This is a genomic window from Pseudomonas sp. NY15354 (assembly GCF_048068075.1).
GTDB lineage: Bacteria > Pseudomonadota > Gammaproteobacteria > Pseudomonadales > Pseudomonadaceae > Aquipseudomonas > Aquipseudomonas guariconensis_C.
In genome coordinates this window covers 21,534-39,853 of the sequence record NZ_JBLUPV010000003.1, presented here as the reverse complement: position 1 = coordinate 39,853, position 18,320 = coordinate 21,534, and the positions used below count along the sequence as shown (strand labels likewise).

Sequence of the window (18,320 nt, the reverse complement as noted above, 5' to 3'; positions counted from 1 at the left end):
CTAATCAAAAGGACTAACGATGATCAAGCTCAAAAAGCTTATGGCGCTTGCCGCGCTGATTCCAGCGTTGGCGCTTGCCGCCAATGCACATTCTGAAGATGCGATTTCGGTAGCACGCAAAGCCAGCGACATGGCGGCCAGCGCAGTGTTTCCAGCGAGCATGGTGACCTCTGACTACGTTGAGGCAAACGCTGCTGGTGAGCCCTACCTGATCAAGTGTACGCCTCAAGCAAACAGGATTATCTTGTTCTTGCACACCTGGTCAAACGATTACCGCACGATCAAGCAAGTTTTCCCGGAGCTTGCCACCCTGGATCGCGCCTGCGTCGTCTCTCCAAATTTCAATGGACCTAACAACACCCCTCAGGCCCTAGGCTCCGACGACACAATGGACCGTATCGATATCGTCCTGAAGGAGGTCCAGTACAAAACAGGGCTATCTCGCGTCTACCTTACGGCGGTTTCTGGAGGAACGATGGCGGCCCTCAACTACATGGGCAAGTACCCCGGAAAGGTACACCTAGCTTCTCTATGGCTGGTGATTGACGATCTCGCATCGCTATACAACACCACCAAAGATCAGCCGCTGAAAGACAACATGCTGACAGTTCTCGGGGCCCCTCCGACTGGGCCAGATGATCCAGCGTACTTGGCGCGATCCCCTCGCGCTCGTTTGCCTGGAATTAAAGGGCCGGCAACGATCATTCTGAACGTTGGAGCGCTTGATACAACGTCCCCGCCTGTGCAGGCAGATATGGCGAAGGCACAGATCAACGCAGTCGCACCCGATATCAATGTGTCGATTAAGTCCTGGCCGATTCCTCATGAATTTGCTGCGCCTATTCGTCAAGAGGCACTAAAGCAATTGATTCTGGAATAGATTTCAAATGCTGCGCTAAGGCGGATTTAGAGTTTTGGCGCAGTAAATAGAGTGCGGTTTAAAGATTAATTTTTGAGTCGTCTATAGAAAATATCGGTAGCGGGAATAGATAGGTTTAGTATGCAATATCGGCGTGAAATAGATGGTTTGCGAGCGATAGCAGTGATTCCGGTAATTCTGTTTCACGCAGGATTAGAGTTGTTTGGTGGTGGATTTGTTGGTGTTGATATCTTCTTTGTAATAAGTGGGTATCTTATTACGACAATTATATGTAGTGACCTTCAGCAGGGCAGGTTTTCTTTCGCGTCATTCTATGAGCGTAGGGCAAGACGAATTCTGCCGGCTTTATATTTTGTGCTGGCCGCTAGCCTGCCATTCGCTATGGCTTGGCTCCAGCCAGCTGACTTGAAGAGCTTTTTCGAAAGCTTTGCGGCGGTTTCTGTTTTCTCTTCAAACCTGCTGTTTTGGAAGGAAAGTGGTTATTTCGATACTGCATCCGAGCTTAAGCCTCTGCTTCATACGTGGAGCCTTGCGGTAGAAGAACAGTATTATGTCGTTATCCCGATAATTATTTGTCTTCTGTGGAGAAGTAGGAAGAGGCTTGCTGTAACCTTCTCCTTGCTAGGCTTGGCAAGTTTTGTCGGTGCAGAGTGGGCGTCAACGCATAGCCCTTCCACAGCATTCTACCTTCTGCCGACTCGGGCTTGGGAGCTATTGGTTGGAGCTCTCTGTGCAATTTACTTGACCGCACCAGGCGCCAAGGAGATTTCTCGTTCTTTGAGAAACATTGGTAGCCTCATCGGCCTTTCGATGATTGCGATATCGATACTTTGTTTCAGCAAAGAAACTCCGTTCCCAGGAGTCTATGCGCTGGTCCCAACTCTAGGAGCATCGCTAATCGTGTTGTGTGCCCGACCAGATACAGTGGTAGGCAAAGCTCTTTCAGTGAAACTGCTTGTCGGTATAGGCTTGATCAGCTATAGCGCATACCTCTGGCATCAGCCTATCTTTGCGTTCGCTCGGCACCGAAGCCTAGGCGAGCCCTCGAGCATGCTCTTTATAGGTTTGACGGCCCTTTCCTTGCTGCTTGCTTGCGTAAGCTGGCGGTATGTCGAGGCCCCATTCAGAGCGAAGGGGAAAATCGCCGGGTCTTGGATATTCGCCATGTCTGCTGCTGGGGTTTGTGCAATATTCACGATTGGCATCTATGGTCGAGGCAACCTGTCGATTGAAACCAGTCCCAGCATGTCCTGGGCCACGAACGGAGGCATACCGCAGAAGCTCAGAGGGGTTTCAGTAAACGGGGTGGACTGTTCAGGGCGCGATCCCGAGGAGGCGTGCAAGATAAATAATGGGTCGTACGATAAAACGCTTGTCGTTATTGGTGATTCGCATGCCAGGGGAATGACCCAGTCAATCGAGCCACTGCTTGCGCAGTACAAAGCAAGGATGGTTGACTTAACGTCAAGCGGGTGCCCACTCTTGCCGGGCTTGAGCGTTTTTAGCAACGGCGCAGTTTTTAATCGTTGCGATCCGCGATATCAGGAAAAGCGACTATCAGAGCTTAGAATGCTTCCGCCATCTACTATTCTTCTGGTTTCGCGATTCACTTCTTATATTCGTGGCCAAGGGTTTGATAATACTGTTGGCGGGAAGGAGATCGGCCTTTCATACTACGCTGCAAAGTCTCTTGGCACTAGCATGGAGCAAAGGGCAGCTGAGATTGGCGAGTCGTTCGCTACTGTCGTGGCAGATTTAATTGCTATGGGGCACAGAGTTGTCATCGTCGGCCCCGTCGCGCCCCCTGGCTGGGATCCTTTAGCTAGGCTTTACAGAATTGAGCACGTCGGCGTTGCAGAAACAAACGAGGAACGACAAGCCCTGATGAAGGTTCCCTATGCAGCAGTTAAAGCCTGGGATGTGCCGGCGAGAAAAATTATCGATAACGTTCTGAGAAATAACCCTGGAGTTGTTTTCGTCGATCCTGACGATTTTCTTTGTACTGATGGCTATTGTACGAGCATATCAAGTGATTCGATCTTGTATTCAGACTCAAACCACCTGTCCCTGGTCGGGAATCAGATGCTGTTTAGACTGTTGATGGAGCGCTTGGATAGGTGAAGGTCAAGCCCATGAGTGACCTGCAGGTGCGCGGCGTTGTGCCAGAATGACGCTACGTCGCGCACCTGTGACTGGCGCAGGCTGCGCCTCAAGGGGTACAATGGAGGCTTTGAGAAAAGCACGGATCTGCTCATGATTGACAGTCAGGTTAAGCTATACGCATATAAGTCCATAAAAAATGCAAAGCTTGTGCTGGATCCATTCCCGCATATTTATGTTGAGAAGGTTTTGCCGGATGATTTTTATTCGGAGCTTCTGCTAAAACTTCCTCCTGATAGCGATTATAATGTTTATTCTGCTCCGTATGAGCAAAGGCACTATATTCAGCTTTCTCCAAGTAGGACCGAGAAATTAACAGAGGCAGTATCTCAGTTCTGGAGGGATTTTGAGGCCTGGATTCATTCTCAGGAGTTTCTTGATGTGCTTGTTGAGAAGTTTGGTAGACGGCTTCAAGTAAACTACAAGTACCGGGAAAAGGATCTTGAGAAGCACTCCATTTCTGACGAGTGCGTGCGAGTGAGCCCAAGATCGCTGCTGGTTCGGGATTATCAGCATTTTTCGCTTGGTCCTCATACTGATAGCGAAAGCAAGTTTATTGTTGGGGCCTTCTATCTACCTAAAGATGATTCTTTGCGCGACTTTGGGACAAGCATCTACAAGCCTAAAGATGCGAGCCTTAGCTCCTGGCCGTCTCCGCACATGAAGCATGAAGACTTCAATTTGGTTAAAACCTTTGAAAATCGTCCGAATACCATGCTCGTGTTTATGAAGACGGATCATTCCTGGCATGGCGTTGAGCGAAAGCAGCATTCCAATGTCGGCAGAGACGTTCTTTTCTGGATTCCGCAGATCGGTACCGCTGCCGGGGCCGAGATCCCGCTGCAGTTACCGAAAAGATGGTTTAGCAAACCTTCGCTGATTGATCGGATTGCGACAAAGATCGGCAGATAGCAGATTGCTACGTTCAAACTGAGCCCGCCTAGCGCGGGCTTTTTTTCGTCTGGAGAAAACTTATGACTCAATCGCAACCGCGCGGCGTACGCAACTGCAACCCCGGCAACATCGATTACAACCCGCGCAACGCATGGCAGGGCCAGCTCGGCCTGGAGGAAGGTGTGGCCAAGCCGCGGTTCGCCCGCTTCGACGAGGCCGAGAACGGCATTCGCGCTCTGGGCAAGCTGCTCATCAACTACCGAGGCAAGGATGGTATGCCTGGCGTAGGCGGGAAGGGCATCGACACCGTGCTGGAGACCATCAACCGCTGGGCTCCGAGCAACGAGAACGACACTCAAGCCTATGCAGGCGCCGTGGCCAAGCGGCTGGGCGTGCGCACCACTGACCCGATCAACATCAAGGATCCGGCCACGCTGCGCGGCATGGTGGTCAGCATCATCATCCACGAGAACGGCGGCAACCCGTACCCGCCGGCGATCATTGACGAAGGTGTTCGGCGGGCGCTGGCATGAGCTGGCTGGGCGCGGTGCCTGCCTGGTGCTGGTGGCTGATCGCCCTGGTACTGGTCGCCGGCGGCCAGCAGTACCGGGTGGTGGTTGCCCAGGGCGAGACCGGTACCGCTCGCAGCGAACTGTCCGACTACCGACTGCAGGTGGCCGAGCGCGACCGGCGCGCCGCGGCCCAGATCAGGACTGAAGAGCAGCGACAACAGAAGATCAAGGATCAGGAGGACGAGAATGCGAGACGTGAAAAGCTGGCGCTCCAAGATGACGTTGATAGGTATCGCGCTGCTGGTGTCGGGCTGCAGCAGCAAGTCGACCGACTGCAGCGCGGCAGGGGAGCTACCTGTGATCTCGTCTCTGCCCAGCAGCGCGAGGCAAGACCCACTACCAGCATGGTGTGCGGGCAACTGCTTGGAGAACTTGACCAAATGGCGGGAAGCCTCGGCGAAGCGCTTGGCCGAAGCCGAATAGCGGGGCTGGCGTGTGAGGCGGTGGTGGATGGGATGAAGTCTCGGTAGCGGCCTATACTGGCCGTCTACCTTGACGGAGCAGGGCCGTGGAAAATCGCAAGTTCGGCGACATGGTTGAGGCGGGCGAACCGCAGATCCAGCAGGCCATTGACGCAATGCGCCGGTACCACGAAGCCCAGGATTACGGCGCGCCGCGGGAGGAAGTGGAGCGCTTGCACCTGATTGCCGAGTCTCTCTTCCAGGCCGTGTCCGATTACCAGATGCGATCAGTGGCCACCGCCCTCGGGAAGAAACTGCCGCCTACGCATTGAACCGCTGACCGGCAGTTGCCCGTGGCTAAGCCAGGACGATACGATACTGTATCTATATACAGTATTGGTGCCCTATGTACTTCCTCCTCGTGCGCCGCCGCGTCAATGGCGTGGCCATCCCTACGAAGCAGCTCAGGAAGATCCAGCCCCTGCGCGCCGACATCCACATCGGCGACCACCACAGCGAGCCGCTGGGCCGGGTCGCCACACAGGCCTGGGTGTTCAACCCGACGCCAGGACCCGACATCATTCCGCGGCTACACGATGCCAAGGTTAATGGCATGGCCCAGCTTGGGATGAACATCAACGGGGTTGAGGACATCGACGGCGTGCTGTACGCGCAGTCCTGGTGGTGCAGGAAGGAATGATGGTCGGGATACCGCAAGCATGGCTGGATGAGCTCAACGACCAAGCCGAACTGATCAACGACCCAGATGGCCGCGCAATCGTCCTTGCCGAGATGGCATTCGCTGCTCACCGGCGCCGAGAGGTCGATTCAGATCAGCTGTCTGACATGCTGGAGTTCGTCGAGGCAGCGCGATACTTCGGATTGAATGAAGTTGATGAGTGGTACGAGCTAGGGATATTTGGCCATCACGAGCCGTTGCCTGAATGGGGAAATCAGTTCTTCAAGGGAGTTGGCAAGGCCCCACCCAAGGATAGGTAGGCCGTCGGCAGAACGCCGGAGGAGGGGGCTTCGACTGTCTAAAACCGCGCTGCAGCTTCTCGGTTTTACTGGGCGAAACTCGCCCAAAATCGCCAATGCATATTAGACAGGGTCGACGCATAGGCCGCTGCTGGCGCGGCCTGAGGTCGATTTTCCACACTACTGCTGCATCATTGGTGTGTGTGCGGAAAGGTCAGACATTCAAGGCCTTGAAGCTGTCTCAGACAAAATGCGAAACGCCCAAGTCTACAGGTTCTTGCCTGCCGGGCACAGGCCGCCTTGGCCCTTCGACCTTCATGGAAACGGCCACGCCCCGCGCATCAAGGGGCGGGGCGTGGTCGTGTCTGGAGTGGATCAACGGCGCTGCCAGACCACTGGGAACCAGTCCTCCCGCATGCGCTCGCCGTCGCTCAGGTTGATACCCGGGAAGGGCGGCGAGGTGCGCCCCGGGCGCTGCACATAGCGTACGTCGTCTCCCAGGAAACGTGTGGAAAAGGCGCGGCGTCGGTTCGTGCCCGTGTTGCCGGCGGCGCCATGCACGGTGCGGAAATCGAAGACGATGGCATCGCCAGGTTCCATCTCAGGGGAGAGGATCTGGTACTCGCCGTTCTCCACGTCCGGCATGTCCATGAACAGGTTCTGGCCTTCGGCGTCGGTGGCGCCGTAGAAGTCCTGGTTGCTGGCCCAGCGCTTGGGGCGTACAGGCTTGGGCCAGAGGTGCGAGCCGAGCACCACGCTCAAGGTGTTGTGGCGGGTGACCGGGTCCAGGGGGATCCAGTAGCTGGCGGTCTGCAGGCCCTGGACGCAGTAGTAGGGCAGGTCCTGGTGCCAGGGGGTGGGCTTGGCGGTCCCGGGCTCCTTCACCAGGATGTGGTCGTGGAACACCTGCACCTGCTGCGAGCCCATCAACTCGCCGGCAAGCCCTGCGGCGGGCGAGTTCAGCACGAAGTCGGTGAACGCCGGGATGCGCTGCCAGTTGCAGTAGTCCTCGAAGAACCGTCCGCCCTCGCCGGAGCCAACGTTCTCAATGGCAAAGGCACTGGGTTCGGCCAGGTTTTGCTCGAAGCCTTCGCGCAGACGTTCGATCCAGTCCTTGAACACGCCGCGCAGGATCACCGCGCCGTCTCGCTGGAAATCTTCGATATGGGGATTCATCGGAGCAGCCCTCTCGTTGTTGTTGTAGTGGCACCAGCATCGGGGGCCAGCGAGGGCGAGGTAAATCACAGAATTCCTATTCGTCACTATAGCTATTCTGTATGCCCCACCTTGTTGTCTTGCCCTGCGATTGGCCGGTTAATAGCCCTGCGCCCTGCGGTTTCCGGGCCTTGCGAGAACCCTTCAACGGCAGCGTGACTGCCGGCCAAGAACAAGAACAATGAGGAGTCCCTGGGATGAACGATCACAACAACCTGCGACGGGGCCTAAGTACCCGGCATATCCGCTTCATGGCATTGGGATCGGCGATCGGCACCGGGCTGTTCTATGGCTCGGCGTCGGCGATCAAGCTGGCCGGGCCGTCGGTGCTGTTGGCCTACCTGATCGGTGGCGCGGCGATCTATATGATGATGCGCGCCCTCGGTGAAATGGCGGTACGCAACCCCGTGTCCGGTTCCTTCGGGCAGTACACCAGTCAATACCTGGGGCGTTACCTGGGCTTTCTGACCGGCTGGAGCTATGCCTTTTCCATGCTGGTGGTATGCCTGGCGGACGTCACCGCGTTCGGGGTGTACATGGGCTTGTGGTTCCCCGATACACCGCGCTGGATCTGGGTATTGGGCATCGTCTGCTTCATCGGTGCGCTGAACCTGTGCAGCGTGAAGGTGTTCGGCGAGATGGAGTTCTGGCTTTCGTTGCTCAAGGTCACCGCCATCGTGGCGATGATCGCGGCCGGGGGCGCGGTGCTGCTGTTCGGCATCCAGCTGGGTAACGGGGCCGAGACGGTGACGGGGTTGTCCAACCTGTGGAGCCATGGTGGGTTCTTCCCCAATGGCGTCGGCGGGATGATCGCCTCCTTCACCGTGGTGATGTTCGCTTTCGGTGGCGTCGAAATGATCGGCATCACTGCCGGCGAAGCCAAGGACCCCAAGCGCGTGCTGCCCAAGGCGATCAACTCGGTGCCGCTGCGTATCCTGCTGTTCTATGTGCTCACCCTGGTGGTGCTGATGGCCATCTACCCTTGGACCAACATCGGCAGCCAAGGCAGCCCGTTCGTGCAGATCTTCAGTGGTTTGGGCATCAGTTCGGCGGCGACCCTGCTCAACATCGTCGTGATTTCGGCGGCCGTGTCGGCCATCAACAGCGACATCTTCAGCGCCGGGCGCATGATGTATGGCATGGCCCAGAACGGCCAGGCGCCGGTCGGCTTCTCCCGGCTGTCGCGTTTCGGAGTGCCATGGATGACCGTGCTGGTGATGGGCGTCGCGCTGTTGCTGGGTGTGGTCCTGAACTACCTGGCGCCGGAGAACCTGTTCCTGATTCTCGCCGCCGTGGTGACCTTCTCGATTGTCTGGGTGTGGCTGATGATCCTGCTGTCCCAAGTGGCCATGCGCCGTGGCATGAGCCGCGAGGAAATTGCCGCGCTGGACTTCCCGGTGCCGCTGTGGCCCGTCGGGCCGGCCCTGGCCATTGTGTTCATGCTGTTCATCTTCGGTGTGCTGGGCTGGTTCCCCGATACCCGCACCGCGATGTACGTCGGCCTTGGCTGGTTGGCGCTACTGTCGGTCGGCTACTGGCTGTGGGTGGCGCGCCAGCCACGCCAGGCGCCGGTCAACGCCTGAGCTAGACGGAAAACAGCTCGCTGGCCCAGCGCAGAAATGCCTGGGCCGCAGGGGAGGGGCGCATGGCGCTGGACTGCGCCAGCACCACCGACTGCGGGCTGACCGCCTCACGCAATGGCCGGCACGCCAAGGGCCGGCCGTCGTAGCTCTGATCACCCGCCGGGCGAGTGCAGGACAGCGCCACGCCGTAGCCATGGGCGACCAGCCCACGCTGCATCTCGAAGGTCTGGGTCAGTTGCTGGGAGCGTGGTTGCAGGTCATGGGCCCAGAACAGCGAGAGGAAGTACTCGCGGGTTCGGGCGATGTCTTCGAGAATCAAACACTCTTCGGCCAGATCGGCCAGTGACACCTGCTCTTGGCGGGCCAAGGGATGGTCCGCCGGCAACAGGGCATAAGGTGCCACCTGCGCCAGCACTCGCCGCTCGATCTGTGGGTCTAGGCCCACGTCATAGGTCAGCGCCAATTCTGCCTTGCCTTCGTTCAGCCGTCGGTTGACCCCGGCAAGGTCCGTCTCGAACAAGGTGATGGCGACTTCCGGGTGACGCTCGCGAAAGCCACTGAGCAGGCGCGGTGCATACCACGGGCCCAGGTCCTGGAAGCAGATCAGGCTCAAGTTGCCCCGCAGCACTTCCGGCTCATCTCCTGCGCTACGAATGCCGGCCGCCATGGCCAGGATCTCGCGCGCCTGTTCCAGCAACTGCCGCCCCGCCGGGCTCAGTTCCAGGCCACGGCTGGCCTGACGCAAGAACAGTTTTTCGCCCAGGATGGCCTCGAGCTGCGAGATCGCCAGCGACACCGAGGGCTGGGAAATGTGCTTGGCCCGCGCCGCGGCACTGACGCTGCCCTGTTCGGCGGTGGCCACGAAGTACTCGAGCTGGCGGAAGGTAAAGCCGATCATTGTTGTTTTTACCTCGCTATCGTGGGGAGTCTTCCCACGGTGTAGGGCCCATGAGAGTACAGGGAATTACCCTCTGGAGGGTGATGGGTGACAGAAAGCGCATGCATGGATTGCATTTGCGCTGCAGCACATCCATCATGCACGGTATGCAAAAACGCAACGTAGCCTCCGTACTCAAAGCACTGCTCGACCGCCACGGCCTGTCCCCGACGGAGCTGCACCGGCGCACGGGCGTTCCTCAATCCACGTTGTCGCGCATCCTCAGCGAGAAGATCGTCGACCCGTCCGACAAGCACGTGTCGAAGATCGCCGAGTACTTCGGCGTCAGCACCGACCAACTGCGCGGTCGCGTCGAGCTGGGCGAGTCCCGCGAGGCGGCCCAGCCGGCCCATGGCCATGCGGACCTGAGCGACATCAGCCTGTGGGACGACGAAACCCCTGTCGAGGATGACGAGGTTTCCGTTCCTTTTCTTCGAGAGGTCGAATTGGCAGCAGGATCAGGAAGATTCGTCATCGAAGAAAGCGAAAAGGCTCGCCTACGCTTCGGCAAGCGCAGCCTGCGCCACAATGGCGTGCAGTTCGACCAGGCCAAGTGCGTGACGGTGCGCGGCAACAGTATGCTGCCGGTCCTGCGTGACGGCGCGACGGTCGGGGTCAACACCGGTAAATGCGCGATCGGCGACATCATCGATGGCGACCTCTACGCCATCAACCACAACGGCCAGCTGCGCGTGAAGCAGGTCTACCGCCTGCCCACTGGCATCCGTCTGCGCAGCTTTAACCGCGATGAACACCCTGACGAGGACTACAGCTTCCAGCAGATGCAGGAAGAGCAGATCAGCCTGCTGGGCCATGTGTTCTGGTGGGGCATGTACGCGCGCTGAGGCTATCCCTTTTCAAGAAAACCCGCTTCGGCGGGTTTTTTTTCGTCTGCAGAAAATCCCTACAAGCCACGTCGCGCATAGCTCTCATGCATTTGCGCAAAATTTCTTCACTAGAAATATGAATAAACGCATTGACTGCATATGCATTAATGCATAATCTGTGTCTCAAGCCGGTCGACACCGGTTGTTACACAGGCAGCGATGAACAGGCCTCGACTGTTCAGAGGGTTGGCAACTGGCCCGGGTGTGCAGCGTAAAGCACCACGATCAGTTATCCGGCGGGCAGGTGGCCGCGGTCGGAGACACCAATTTGAAGCGCAGCCGCCAGGCGTCACCAGTCGTGGCCGGCGGTTCGACAACGCATTACTGAAAAGCCTGGCAGCCCGGGCTTTTTGGAATGCCGAGTTCATACACAACCGACCCGCCAGTGGCACTGGCGGGCATTCATACAGGAGACAGGACAGTGACGAACGAGCAACAGACGTTGCTGGAGATACCGCTCTGGCTGGTGATCGTCCTGGCATTGCTGGGCGGCCTGAGCGGTGAGATGTGGCGTGCCGACAAGGCAGGGGCGCGAGGATGGTCGTTGGTGCGCCGGCTGGCGTTGCGATCCGGGGCCTGCATGGTCTGCGGGGTCTCGACGGTGATGCTGCTGTACGCCAGCGGCATGTCGATCTGGAGCGCCAGCGCCTTTGGCTGCATGACCGCCATGGCAGGTGCCGACGTGGCCATCGGGCTCTACGAGCGCTGGGCGGCCAAACGCCTGGGATTGCGTGATGTGTCCCAGGCCGACGAGCGATAGGAGGCGTTGAAATGAGCGAGCTGGCCACTTTACATGCGGCACTGACCGCAATGATTCGTGAGGCGATTCCTGAACTTGCGTCAGTCGACATCGCTTCGGATGTCGGCAGCAGCAGCGTCTTGCCGTCGCTGCGCCATGGCATCGTGCGCATGACCGCGGATGCCACGCCCCGGGATGGGCGCTCGGTGCTGGTCACCACCTTCGAGGCGGACATCACTCCCGACCTTGGCAACCCCGACGCGCGCCTGCAAGGGAGCCTGCTGGCCGCGCAAATGATGGACCTGCTGCGCCAACAATTGTGGGGCCTGGACTTCGTCGAGGCGAGCCGCAACGCGCTGGCGCAGTTCGAGGGCGGGCACTGGATCGTCCGCTGGGAGCAGCCGGTGTTGTTGGGCGAGCCTCAGTGGCATTGGCCCGACGAGCCGCCGGGCTCTCTGCTGTTCGGTACCGATCCCGATACCGGGCCTGGCAACGAAGCGGACTACATCGCGCCGGAGGACCTTGCATGAGCTACGCCAGCGCGATGCATGACCGAATGCTGGCGAGCCTGGTCATCCCTTGTCGCGTGGTGGCGGTCGACCTCGCCGCCGCTCGGGTGCGGGTATCCGATGGCACCTGGACCAGCGCCTGGCTGCGCTGGCATGCCCTGGCCGCGGGCCAGGCGCGTCACTGGCGGGCCCCGAGCCTGGGCGAGCAGGGCGTGCTGGTCAGCCCCAGTGGCGAGCCGGCCCAGGGCACCTTCGTGCCAGGCCTGTACGGCAATGCCGGCAGCGCGCCGGACAACCGCGACCATGTGGAGGTGTGGCGGTTCGAGGATGGCGGCTCGCTGGCCTACGACTGGCAGGCCAAGCGCTACGACATTCACCTGCCTGCCGGCAACGCCAGCATCAAGGTCGGTGCCAGCACGCTGCGGGTCAGCGATGCAGCCATCGAGCTGGAGGCCACGGCCATCACCCTGACCGGCCAGGTCGCCATCAACGGGCCGCTGACCGTCAGCGGCGACATCAACGGCGGCGGCCGGATCATCGACACCGCTGGCAACACCGCCAACCACAAGCACTGATCAAGGCCCACCGCATCGGTAACGCTGGCGCTGGAAAGCAGATTTTCTGCTTCGTGGCGTCTGCTTCGCGGGTATTGCCGTCTTTGGCTCTTTGCTACCAGGAGACTCTTATGCGATCCCACCCACGGATCTTGCCTCCCTCGACGGGAGGCGCACCATGATCGGCATGGACCGCCGCACCGGCCAACCCTTGGCCGGCATCGCCCACCTTCGCCAGTCCATCGAGGACATCCTTTCCACCCCGCTCGGCAGCCGGCGCATGCGCCCCGAGTACGGCAGCCAGTTACGTCGCTACATCGATCTGCCCGTCAACGAAGGCTGGAAGAGCGCCGTACAGGCCGAAGTCGCCCGCGCCCTGGGGCGTTGGGAGCCGCGCCTGCAGCTTGAGCGGGTGAGGGTGCTGTCAGTGCTCGACGGCCAGGTCAACCTTGCTCTGAACGGCCGCTACCTGGGCGATGACGCCCTGGTGGAGGTGAGCGTATGAGCCAGGTCGATCTGTCGAAACTGCCCGCGCCCCAGTTGCTCGAAGACCTTGACTACGAGGCGCTGTACCAGGCCGACCTGGAGGCCTTCCGCGCCCAGATGGGCGACGGCTGGACGGCCCAACTGGAAAGCGACCCGGTGACCAAGCTGCTGGAGGTCGGGGCCTACCGCAAGCTGCTCAACCGTGCCCGCATCAACGACGCGGCCAAGGCGCTGCTGCTGGCCTATGCCCAAGGGAGTGACCTCGACCAACTGGCGGCCAACGTCAATCTCCAGCGCCTGGTGATCCAGGCCGAGGACCTGCAGGCGGTGCCGCCGTTGGTGCAGGTGCTCGAATCCGACGATGCCCTGCGCGAGCGGGTGCAACTGGTCTACGAGGGCCTGACCACCGCGGGCCCGCGCAACAGTTACATCCTGCATGCCCGCAACGCTTCGGGGCTGGTCGCTGACGCGACCGCCGAGAGCCCGGCGCCGGCAGAGGTGGTGGTGACGGTGCTGGCGCTGGACGGCAATGGCGAAGCCACCCCGGCCCTGCTGGAGGGGGTGCGCCAGTACCTCAACGATGACGACATACGCCCCGTGGCGGATCGGCTGACCGTGCAGTCGGCGCAAATCCTGCCGTACCGCATCGACGCGGTGGTGCACATGGCCGGCACGGGGCCGGAGAACGAGGCGTTGCTGGGCGAGTGCGAGCGTCGCCTGGCCGCCTGGATCAACCCGCGTCGCAGGCTCGGGATGGAAGTATCCCGCTCGGGCATTGACGCCCAGTTGCACATCAACGGCGTGAGCCGCGTGGAACTGGCCGATTGGACCGACGTTCGCCCGAACAAAGCCCAGGCGGCCTGGTGCGAAGGGTTCACCGTGGTGCGGGGGGACTGACATGACAGGCCTTCTGCCGATCAACAGCACAGCGTTGGAGCGCGCGCTCGACGGCACCAGCGCCGAGGACCTCAAGCCTGCCCTGCGCACGCTCTACAACCCCGACACCTGCCCGCCGCACCTGCTGTACCAACTGGCCTGGGCCTGGTCGGTCGACCGCTGGGACGACAGTTGGAGCGAAGCGGTCAAGCGCTCGGTGATCCGCGCGGCGTTTTCCGTGCATGCCCACAAAGGCACCGTCGGCGCGTTGCGCCGGGTGGTCGAGCCGTTCGGCTATCTGATCGAAATCAACGAATGGTTCGAGCTGCAACCGCCCGGTGCGCCGGGCACTTTTTCGCTCAAGGTCGGGGTCGCCGACGAAGGCATCAGCGAGCAGACGTATCAGGAGCTGACGCATCTGATCGACGACGCCAAGCCCGTCAGCCGGCACTTGCTGGCCCTGGATATCAGCCTTGAAACCCTTATTCCGGCCTATCAGGCCGTTTCCGTGATCGATGGCGAGGTGATGGAGGTGTACCCGTGGGAGGCGTCGGATATCGACGTGTACCTGGGCAGCTTCCACCTCGTGAACGAGCACATCACAGACACACTGGATGTTTATCTCAATGGCTAACTCAACCACGCAATTTGGTGGGTTCCTGACCAACATCGGGATCGCCCAGCAGGCTAACAGCGCTGCGCTGGGCGTACCGTGGAACATCACCCACATGCTCATCGGGGACGCGGGTGGCGACCCCTCCGAATCACCAGAACCCACCCCGAAACCGACACAGACGGCCTTGGTACGCCAGGTGCTGCGGGCGCAGCTCAATGCGTTGTACCCCTCGCCAGCCGACCCGGCTGTGCTGGTCGCTGAACTGGTGCTGCCACCGGAAGTCGGCGGTTGGTGGATTCGCGAGCTGGCGCTGGAAGACGCCAACGGCAATTTCGTCGCCGTGGCCAAGCCTGCGCCCAGCTACAAGCCGCTGCTCGCCCAAGGCTCGGGCCGCACGCAGACGATCCGCATGCATGTGGTGTTCGGCAATGTCGCGAACATCAATTTGAAGATCGACCCCAGCATCGTGCTGGCCACCCGTGAGTATGTGGACAAGGCGCGGGAAGCGGCTGAGCTGTACGCCCGCAACCAGCTCAAGGCCCACACCGATGCGGCGAACCCGCACCCGCAGTATCTGCTGCGCTCTGCGGTCGCCAAGGATTCCGGTCTCCTGGCCTGGCTGGGCGATGCCGCCGGCACGGCCAACGCCCTGGCCCTGACCCTCAAGCACAGCGAAGCCACCCTGACGGCCTACGCGGCCGGCCAACGCTTCCAGTTCAAGGCAACCGCCAGCAACACCGGCCCGGTCACCGCCAAGATCGGTGCTCTGGCGGCGGTGGCGGTGAAAAAGTCCGAGGGCAACGGCCTGGTAGACCTGGTGGGCGGCGACATTCGTGCCGGCGCCTTGTACGACCTGAACTTCGATGGCACCTACTTCCAGCTCGGTGGCGGCGTGGGGGCGGGCAAGGCGTTCGAGCGGTTCTCGTTCGAGGCCTCGGTGGGGCAGAGCGTGTTTGCTGTGCCGCATACTGTTGGCAATATCATCGTGATGCGCAACGGCCGGGAGGTGAGCGAGTTTGTCTCGGACGGCGTGAAGGTGACGCTGCAGCAGCCGTGTGAGTTTGGGGATTCGGTGCAGGTTTTGGCGTTCAGTTCGTTCCAGGCGGTGAATACCTATACCAAGGCGGAGGTCGACACACTGCTGACCGCCTCGGCGGGGCTGCCGGTGGGCACCATGCTCCCGTTTCCCCAAGGCACTGTCCCGCCTGGCTTCCTTGAGGTCGATGGTAGCGTGCAGAGTGCGGCGGCTTACCCTGACCTGGCAGCCTATCTGGGAGCGGCGTTCAACAAGGGCGGAGAGGGGGCGGGCTATTTTCGTTTGCCCGATTCACGTGGCGAGTTCTTGCGTGGTTGGGATCATGGGCGAGGAGTGGATAGTGGGCGCGCGGTAGGTTCTACCCAGTTGGATGCGCTGCAGAATATTACCGGGTCGCTCGACCTTAGGCGGTTGTCTGGTGGCGAGTCGCTTTCAGGTGTAGGACATGGCGTTCTTTATAATGATCAAGCCTCCAGTAATGCAGGTACTCGGATAAATGTTGGTCTGGGAACTACCGCGCTAGCAAACGACAGCCTGTCGTTTGATGCATCACGTTCGGTTCGGACAGCTACTGAAACCCGCCCACGTAACCTGGCGGTGATGTGGTGCATTAAAGCTTGGAACACGCCAGTGAATCAGGGGCAAATCAACATTGGCGCACTAGTTGAGGAACTGGCCGCTCTACGCTCTTCCACTCCTATCGGCGCCATTTTGCCATTCCCGAGAGCTGAAGTGCCTGCGGGGTATTTGGAACTGGATGGTAGCGTTCACAGTAGTGCAGCCTACCCCGATTTGTCAGCTTACCTTGATACTGCCTACAACAAGGGCAATGAGCCAGCCGGTTACTTCCGATTGCCAGATTATCGTGGTGAGTTTCTGCGTGGCTGGGATCATGGACGGGGGGTGGATGTTGGTCGGGGAGTGGGCAGTTACCAGGCTGACGAGCTCAGGAGTCACGACCATCTGGCATATTCCATCGATAAATACTCGTCGCCAGCGACGCTTGGAGCCTCCGGCGCAGCGGCGCCTCATAACATCGGTAATTCTTCCGGCATCCGCACAGGTATGACTGGCGGTAGTGAAACACGCCCGCGCAACCTTGCGGTAATGTGGTGCATCAAAGCTTGGAACGCGCCAGTGAGTCAGGGGCAGGTCGATATTGCCGCACTTGCGCCTCTGGCGGGACAGGCGAATGAAACCAAGTTGGGCACGGCAAAAATCGCGCCTCAGACCCAGGTCGATGAAGGGCTTGTAGATGATGTGATTGTGACGCCGAAAAAGCTACGAATGGGCTTCTCTTATCAGTTTGACAACATCGGCTACATCGCATTTCCCAGTTGGCTCGGTGGTTTCCTAATGCAGTGGGGAGTGGCGACTACCATTGCCTCGGATAACGTCAACGCGACGTTTCCTATTCCATTCAACCAAAAGTGCTTCCGGGTCTTCGCGACCCATGGTACCGGCGGTACGCCGGCAGCTACGGGCTCCCCACCCGGCACGCTGACAGGCGTGAATCTGCGCATCAGTGTTTCTGGTGCATCCTCCATCGGCTACCTGGCAATAGGGAAATAACCATGGCCAAAAAATTTGCCACTTTTGACGAAGAGGGGCGCCTTTTGCTGCGCTTCGACAGTGCTGTGAACGTGATTCCTGATGGCGCCATTGAGATTCAAGCGGAACTCTGGGCGCGGATGGTATCGGAGACAGATGGCGTCTGGTCCCGATTGGACGGGGTCATCACTAAACAGCCGCTGCCACCGCCCTCGGCCGGGGCTCTGGGCATGAGCGAGCGCGTCTGGCGCGATGCAGCTGTGGCCTCGACTGAATGGCTGATGAATCGTCACCGTGACGAGCTAGACATGCAGTTGGTCACCACTCTGAGCGCAGAGCAGTTCACTGAGCTGCTGGTGTACCGCCAGGCTTTGCGCGACTGGCCCCACTCCCAGGCCTTCCCTGATACCGAGCAGCGTCCCGTGGAGCCGGCCTTCCTGGAGGACATGCAATGAATCGGGCAAGCATCGTGGCGCTGCTGGATACCGTCCTGCTGCGTTCCTGGCGTATGGGCGTTGATCCAATCACCGCATCCACTGCTTTGACCGCTGACCAGATGGGGCATGTCGTGGTTGACTCTACGGCCGGCGATCTGGCTGTCACGCTGCCAGGCTCCAGCGCGGCCCTGCGGGGGCTTGAGGTCACGCTGCGCCGCGAAGATGTGACGACCAATGTCCTAAGTATCGAGGCGGCGGGCACCGATAAGATTGTCTTACCTGGGGAAGCTAATGGCATCGCCGCCACTGAGCTGATTTTCCATGGCGACTATCTGACTTTGCGCGCCGATGGCGCAGGTAAATGGTGGTGTGTTGGTCAGGCGCAGTTACCTCCTAGCCTTACTTCGCTGATCACGAAGTTCTCTGTAGCTGGTGTATACAGCTACGACGTTCCGCCTGTGTTTCGGTCCGGCCGTCTTTATGCTTCGGTGGAAGTTGTGGGTGGCGGTGGAGGCGGTGGCCGTTTTATCAATGGCGGCGGAGGAGGCGGAGGTGGTGGAAAAGCAAAGCGCTGTATGAGCCTTGCTGGCGTAACTAACGTAGTTGTGACGGTCGGTGCGGGCGGAGCAGGTCGCACGGGATCGGATGGTGACGCCGTGACGGGTGGTTCTACCTCATTCGGCGAGTACCTGAGCGCCACAGGTGGTATGGGCGGTAGTAGATGGTTTGGCGGTAGGGGGGGAGTTGGTGTCGGCGGCGATATCAATCTGAGCCTAGGAGCCGGTGCAAATATGACCCGACATGATAACTCGGCAGCGGGGTCGAGCTATGGTGGCGGCTCAGGTGGAGGTGGTGGAGGTGCTGGTAATGGCTCTGGCACTGTGGGTAGTTCTGGAGGCGATGCGGTACTGCCCGGCACTGGTGGCGGTGGTGGCAATGAAAACGGCAACGGAGGGCGTGGCATGCCAGGAGAGGTAACCATTCAATGTCAATGTTGAATACATGGGCT

At 59.8% G+C, this 18,320-nt stretch carries 21 protein-coding genes; 19 read left to right on the top strand and 2 right to left on the bottom strand.

The window, feature by feature from the left end; all coding sequences use genetic code 11:
* Positions 1–19: 19 nt before the first annotated feature.
* From ACNFCH_RS03800 to ACNFCH_RS03765, 8 genes are all read left to right on the top strand, one after another.
* Complete coding sequence (locus tag ACNFCH_RS03800; RefSeq protein WP_416742266.1) at positions 20–880, top strand: alpha/beta hydrolase family protein; 861 nt, start codon at positions 20–22, stop codon at positions 878–880.
* 120 nt (positions 881–1,000) lie between these two features.
* On the top strand, positions 1,001–3,001 hold the full coding sequence (locus ACNFCH_RS03795; RefSeq protein WP_416742265.1) for an acyltransferase family protein: 2,001 nt from the start codon (positions 1,001–1,003) through the stop codon (positions 2,999–3,001).
* A 132-nt stretch (positions 3,002–3,133) separates the two neighbouring features.
* Entirely contained in the window at positions 3,134–3,952 is an 819-nt protein-coding gene (locus tag ACNFCH_RS03790) for a hypothetical protein (RefSeq protein WP_416742264.1), read from the top strand.
* 62 nt (positions 3,953–4,014) lie between these two features.
* On the top strand, positions 4,015–4,467 hold the full coding sequence (locus ACNFCH_RS03785) for a structural protein P5 (protein WP_416742263.1): 453 nt from the start codon (positions 4,015–4,017) through the stop codon (positions 4,465–4,467).
* On the top strand, positions 4,464–4,976 hold the full coding sequence (locus tag ACNFCH_RS03780; protein WP_416742262.1) for a DUF2514 family protein: 513 nt from the start codon (positions 4,464–4,466) through the stop codon (positions 4,974–4,976). Before ACNFCH_RS03785 ends, ACNFCH_RS03780 begins: the two co-directional genes overlap by 4 nt.
* Positions 4,977–5,038: 62 nt before the next feature.
* Positions 5,039–5,239 (top strand): hypothetical protein, encoded by a 201-nt coding sequence (locus ACNFCH_RS03775; RefSeq protein ID WP_416742388.1) that lies wholly within the window; start codon positions 5,039–5,041, stop codon positions 5,237–5,239.
* A gap of 74 nt (positions 5,240–5,313) precedes the next feature.
* Positions 5,314–5,607 carry a hypothetical protein gene (locus ACNFCH_RS03770; protein ID WP_416742261.1) on the top strand — a complete coding sequence of 98 codons (294 nt, stop codon included), beginning with the start codon at positions 5,314–5,316 and terminating at the stop codon, positions 5,605–5,607.
* Positions 5,604–5,906, top strand: coding sequence for a hypothetical protein (locus tag ACNFCH_RS03765; RefSeq protein WP_416742260.1), 303 nt, complete (start codon positions 5,604–5,606; stop codon positions 5,904–5,906). The genes ACNFCH_RS03770 and ACNFCH_RS03765 overlap by 4 nt, the downstream gene beginning before the upstream one ends.
* Positions 5,907–6,260: 354 nt before the next feature.
* On the opposite strand, the gene ACNFCH_RS03760 is transcribed toward ACNFCH_RS03765, so the two are convergent.
* Positions 6,261–7,061, bottom strand: a complete 801-nt coding sequence (locus ACNFCH_RS03760; protein ID WP_337158129.1) for a phytanoyl-CoA dioxygenase family protein — start codon at positions 7,059–7,061, stop codon at positions 6,261–6,263.
* Between the two features lie 236 nt (positions 7,062–7,297).
* Here ACNFCH_RS03760 and ACNFCH_RS03755 point away from each other — a divergent pair, with 236 nt between their 5' ends.
* Complete coding sequence (locus ACNFCH_RS03755) at positions 7,298–8,683, top strand: amino acid permease (RefSeq protein WP_337158128.1); 1,386 nt, start codon at positions 7,298–7,300, stop codon at positions 8,681–8,683.
* 1 nt (position 8,684) lies between these two features.
* Here ACNFCH_RS03755 and ACNFCH_RS03750 read toward each other — a convergent pair whose 3' ends face one another.
* Entirely contained in the window at positions 8,685–9,581 is an 897-nt protein-coding gene (locus tag ACNFCH_RS03750) for a LysR substrate-binding domain-containing protein (RefSeq protein ID WP_196162751.1), read from the bottom strand.
* 137 nt (positions 9,582–9,718) lie between these two features.
* On the opposite strand from ACNFCH_RS03750, the gene ACNFCH_RS03745 reads away from it, so the two are divergent.
* From ACNFCH_RS03745 to ACNFCH_RS03700, 10 genes are all read left to right on the top strand, one after another.
* Entirely contained in the window at positions 9,719–10,465 is a 747-nt protein-coding gene (locus ACNFCH_RS03745; RefSeq protein WP_337158127.1) for a LexA family transcriptional regulator, read from the top strand.
* Positions 10,466–10,928: 463 nt separating this feature from the next.
* Positions 10,929–11,267, top strand: coding sequence for a phage holin family protein (locus ACNFCH_RS03740; protein WP_070094591.1), 339 nt, complete (start codon positions 10,929–10,931; stop codon positions 11,265–11,267).
* Positions 11,268–11,278: 11 nt separating this feature from the next.
* Positions 11,279–11,776, top strand: a complete 498-nt coding sequence (locus tag ACNFCH_RS03735; protein WP_416742259.1) for a hypothetical protein — start codon at positions 11,279–11,281, stop codon at positions 11,774–11,776.
* Complete coding sequence (locus ACNFCH_RS03730; protein ID WP_337158125.1) at positions 11,773–12,330, top strand: phage baseplate assembly protein V; 558 nt, start codon at positions 11,773–11,775, stop codon at positions 12,328–12,330. The genes ACNFCH_RS03735 and ACNFCH_RS03730 overlap by 4 nt, the downstream gene beginning before the upstream one ends.
* Positions 12,331–12,487: 157 nt before the next feature.
* Positions 12,488–12,814: a GPW/gp25 family protein gene (locus ACNFCH_RS03725; RefSeq protein WP_416742258.1), complete on the top strand. Its 327-nt coding sequence runs from the start codon at positions 12,488–12,490 to the stop codon at positions 12,812–12,814.
* Positions 12,811–13,692: a baseplate J/gp47 family protein gene (locus ACNFCH_RS03720; protein WP_416742257.1), complete on the top strand. Its 882-nt coding sequence runs from the start codon at positions 12,811–12,813 to the stop codon at positions 13,690–13,692. Before ACNFCH_RS03725 ends, ACNFCH_RS03720 begins: the two co-directional genes overlap by 4 nt.
* Position 13,693: 1 nt before the next feature.
* Positions 13,694–14,305: a phage tail protein I gene (locus ACNFCH_RS03715; protein ID WP_196162745.1), complete on the top strand. Its 612-nt coding sequence runs from the start codon at positions 13,694–13,696 to the stop codon at positions 14,303–14,305.
* Positions 14,298–16,895 (top strand): phage tail protein, encoded by a 2,598-nt coding sequence (locus tag ACNFCH_RS03710; protein ID WP_416742256.1) that lies wholly within the window; start codon positions 14,298–14,300, stop codon positions 16,893–16,895. Before ACNFCH_RS03715 ends, ACNFCH_RS03710 begins: the two co-directional genes overlap by 8 nt.
* 2 nt (positions 16,896–16,897) lie before the next feature.
* On the top strand, positions 16,898–17,329 hold the full coding sequence (locus ACNFCH_RS03705; RefSeq protein ID WP_416742255.1) for a phage tail assembly chaperone: 432 nt from the start codon (positions 16,898–16,900) through the stop codon (positions 17,327–17,329).
* The gene (locus tag ACNFCH_RS03700) at positions 17,326–18,309 is read left to right on the top strand and encodes a hypothetical protein (protein ID WP_416742254.1); all 984 of its coding nucleotides are present in this window, start codon (positions 17,326–17,328) and stop codon (positions 18,307–18,309) included. Before ACNFCH_RS03705 ends, ACNFCH_RS03700 begins: the two co-directional genes overlap by 4 nt.
* Positions 18,310–18,320 lie beyond the last annotated feature (11 nt).

What these genes read in the sequence shown, in the direction of transcription:
- ACNFCH_RS03800 (WP_416742266.1), top strand. Translation starts at nt 20, where the DNA reads ATGATCAAGCTCAAAAAGCTTATGGCGCTTGCCGCGCTGATTCCAGCG.
- ACNFCH_RS03750 (WP_196162751.1), bottom strand. Translation starts at nt 9,581, where the DNA reads ATGATCGGCTTTACCTTCCGCCAGCTCGAGTACTTCGTGGCCACCGCC.
- ACNFCH_RS03710 (WP_416742256.1), top strand. Translation starts at nt 14,298, where the DNA reads ATGGCTAACTCAACCACGCAATTTGGTGGGTTCCTGACCAACATCGGG.
- ACNFCH_RS03785 (WP_416742263.1), top strand. Translation starts at nt 4,015, where the DNA reads ATGACTCAATCGCAACCGCGCGGCGTACGCAACTGCAACCCCGGCAAC.
- ACNFCH_RS03780 (WP_416742262.1), top strand. Translation starts at nt 4,464, where the DNA reads ATGAGCTGGCTGGGCGCGGTGCCTGCCTGGTGCTGGTGGCTGATCGCC.
- ACNFCH_RS03790 (WP_416742264.1), top strand. Translation starts at nt 3,134, where the DNA reads ATGATTGACAGTCAGGTTAAGCTATACGCATATAAGTCCATAAAAAAT.
- ACNFCH_RS03760 (WP_337158129.1), bottom strand. Translation starts at nt 7,061, where the DNA reads ATGAATCCCCATATCGAAGATTTCCAGCGAGACGGCGCGGTGATCCTG.
- ACNFCH_RS03730 (WP_337158125.1), top strand. Translation starts at nt 11,773, where the DNA reads ATGAGCTACGCCAGCGCGATGCATGACCGAATGCTGGCGAGCCTGGTC.
- ACNFCH_RS03745 (WP_337158127.1), top strand. Translation starts at nt 9,719, where the DNA reads ATGCACGGTATGCAAAAACGCAACGTAGCCTCCGTACTCAAAGCACTG.
- ACNFCH_RS03795 (WP_416742265.1), top strand. Translation starts at nt 1,001, where the DNA reads ATGCAATATCGGCGTGAAATAGATGGTTTGCGAGCGATAGCAGTGATT.
- ACNFCH_RS03700 (WP_416742254.1), top strand. Translation starts at nt 17,326, where the DNA reads ATGAATCGGGCAAGCATCGTGGCGCTGCTGGATACCGTCCTGCTGCGT.
- ACNFCH_RS03770 (WP_416742261.1), top strand. Translation starts at nt 5,314, where the DNA reads ATGTACTTCCTCCTCGTGCGCCGCCGCGTCAATGGCGTGGCCATCCCT.
- ACNFCH_RS03755 (WP_337158128.1), top strand. Translation starts at nt 7,298, where the DNA reads ATGAACGATCACAACAACCTGCGACGGGGCCTAAGTACCCGGCATATC.
- ACNFCH_RS03725 (WP_416742258.1), top strand. Translation starts at nt 12,488, where the DNA reads ATGATCGGCATGGACCGCCGCACCGGCCAACCCTTGGCCGGCATCGCC.
- ACNFCH_RS03715 (WP_196162745.1), top strand. Translation starts at nt 13,694, where the DNA reads ATGACAGGCCTTCTGCCGATCAACAGCACAGCGTTGGAGCGCGCGCTC.
- ACNFCH_RS03705 (WP_416742255.1), top strand. Translation starts at nt 16,898, where the DNA reads ATGGCCAAAAAATTTGCCACTTTTGACGAAGAGGGGCGCCTTTTGCTG.
- ACNFCH_RS03775 (WP_416742388.1), top strand. Translation starts at nt 5,039, where the DNA reads ATGGTTGAGGCGGGCGAACCGCAGATCCAGCAGGCCATTGACGCAATG.
- ACNFCH_RS03720 (WP_416742257.1), top strand. Translation starts at nt 12,811, where the DNA reads ATGAGCCAGGTCGATCTGTCGAAACTGCCCGCGCCCCAGTTGCTCGAA.
- ACNFCH_RS03765 (WP_416742260.1), top strand. Translation starts at nt 5,604, where the DNA reads ATGATGGTCGGGATACCGCAAGCATGGCTGGATGAGCTCAACGACCAA.
- ACNFCH_RS03735 (WP_416742259.1), top strand. Translation starts at nt 11,279, where the DNA reads ATGAGCGAGCTGGCCACTTTACATGCGGCACTGACCGCAATGATTCGT.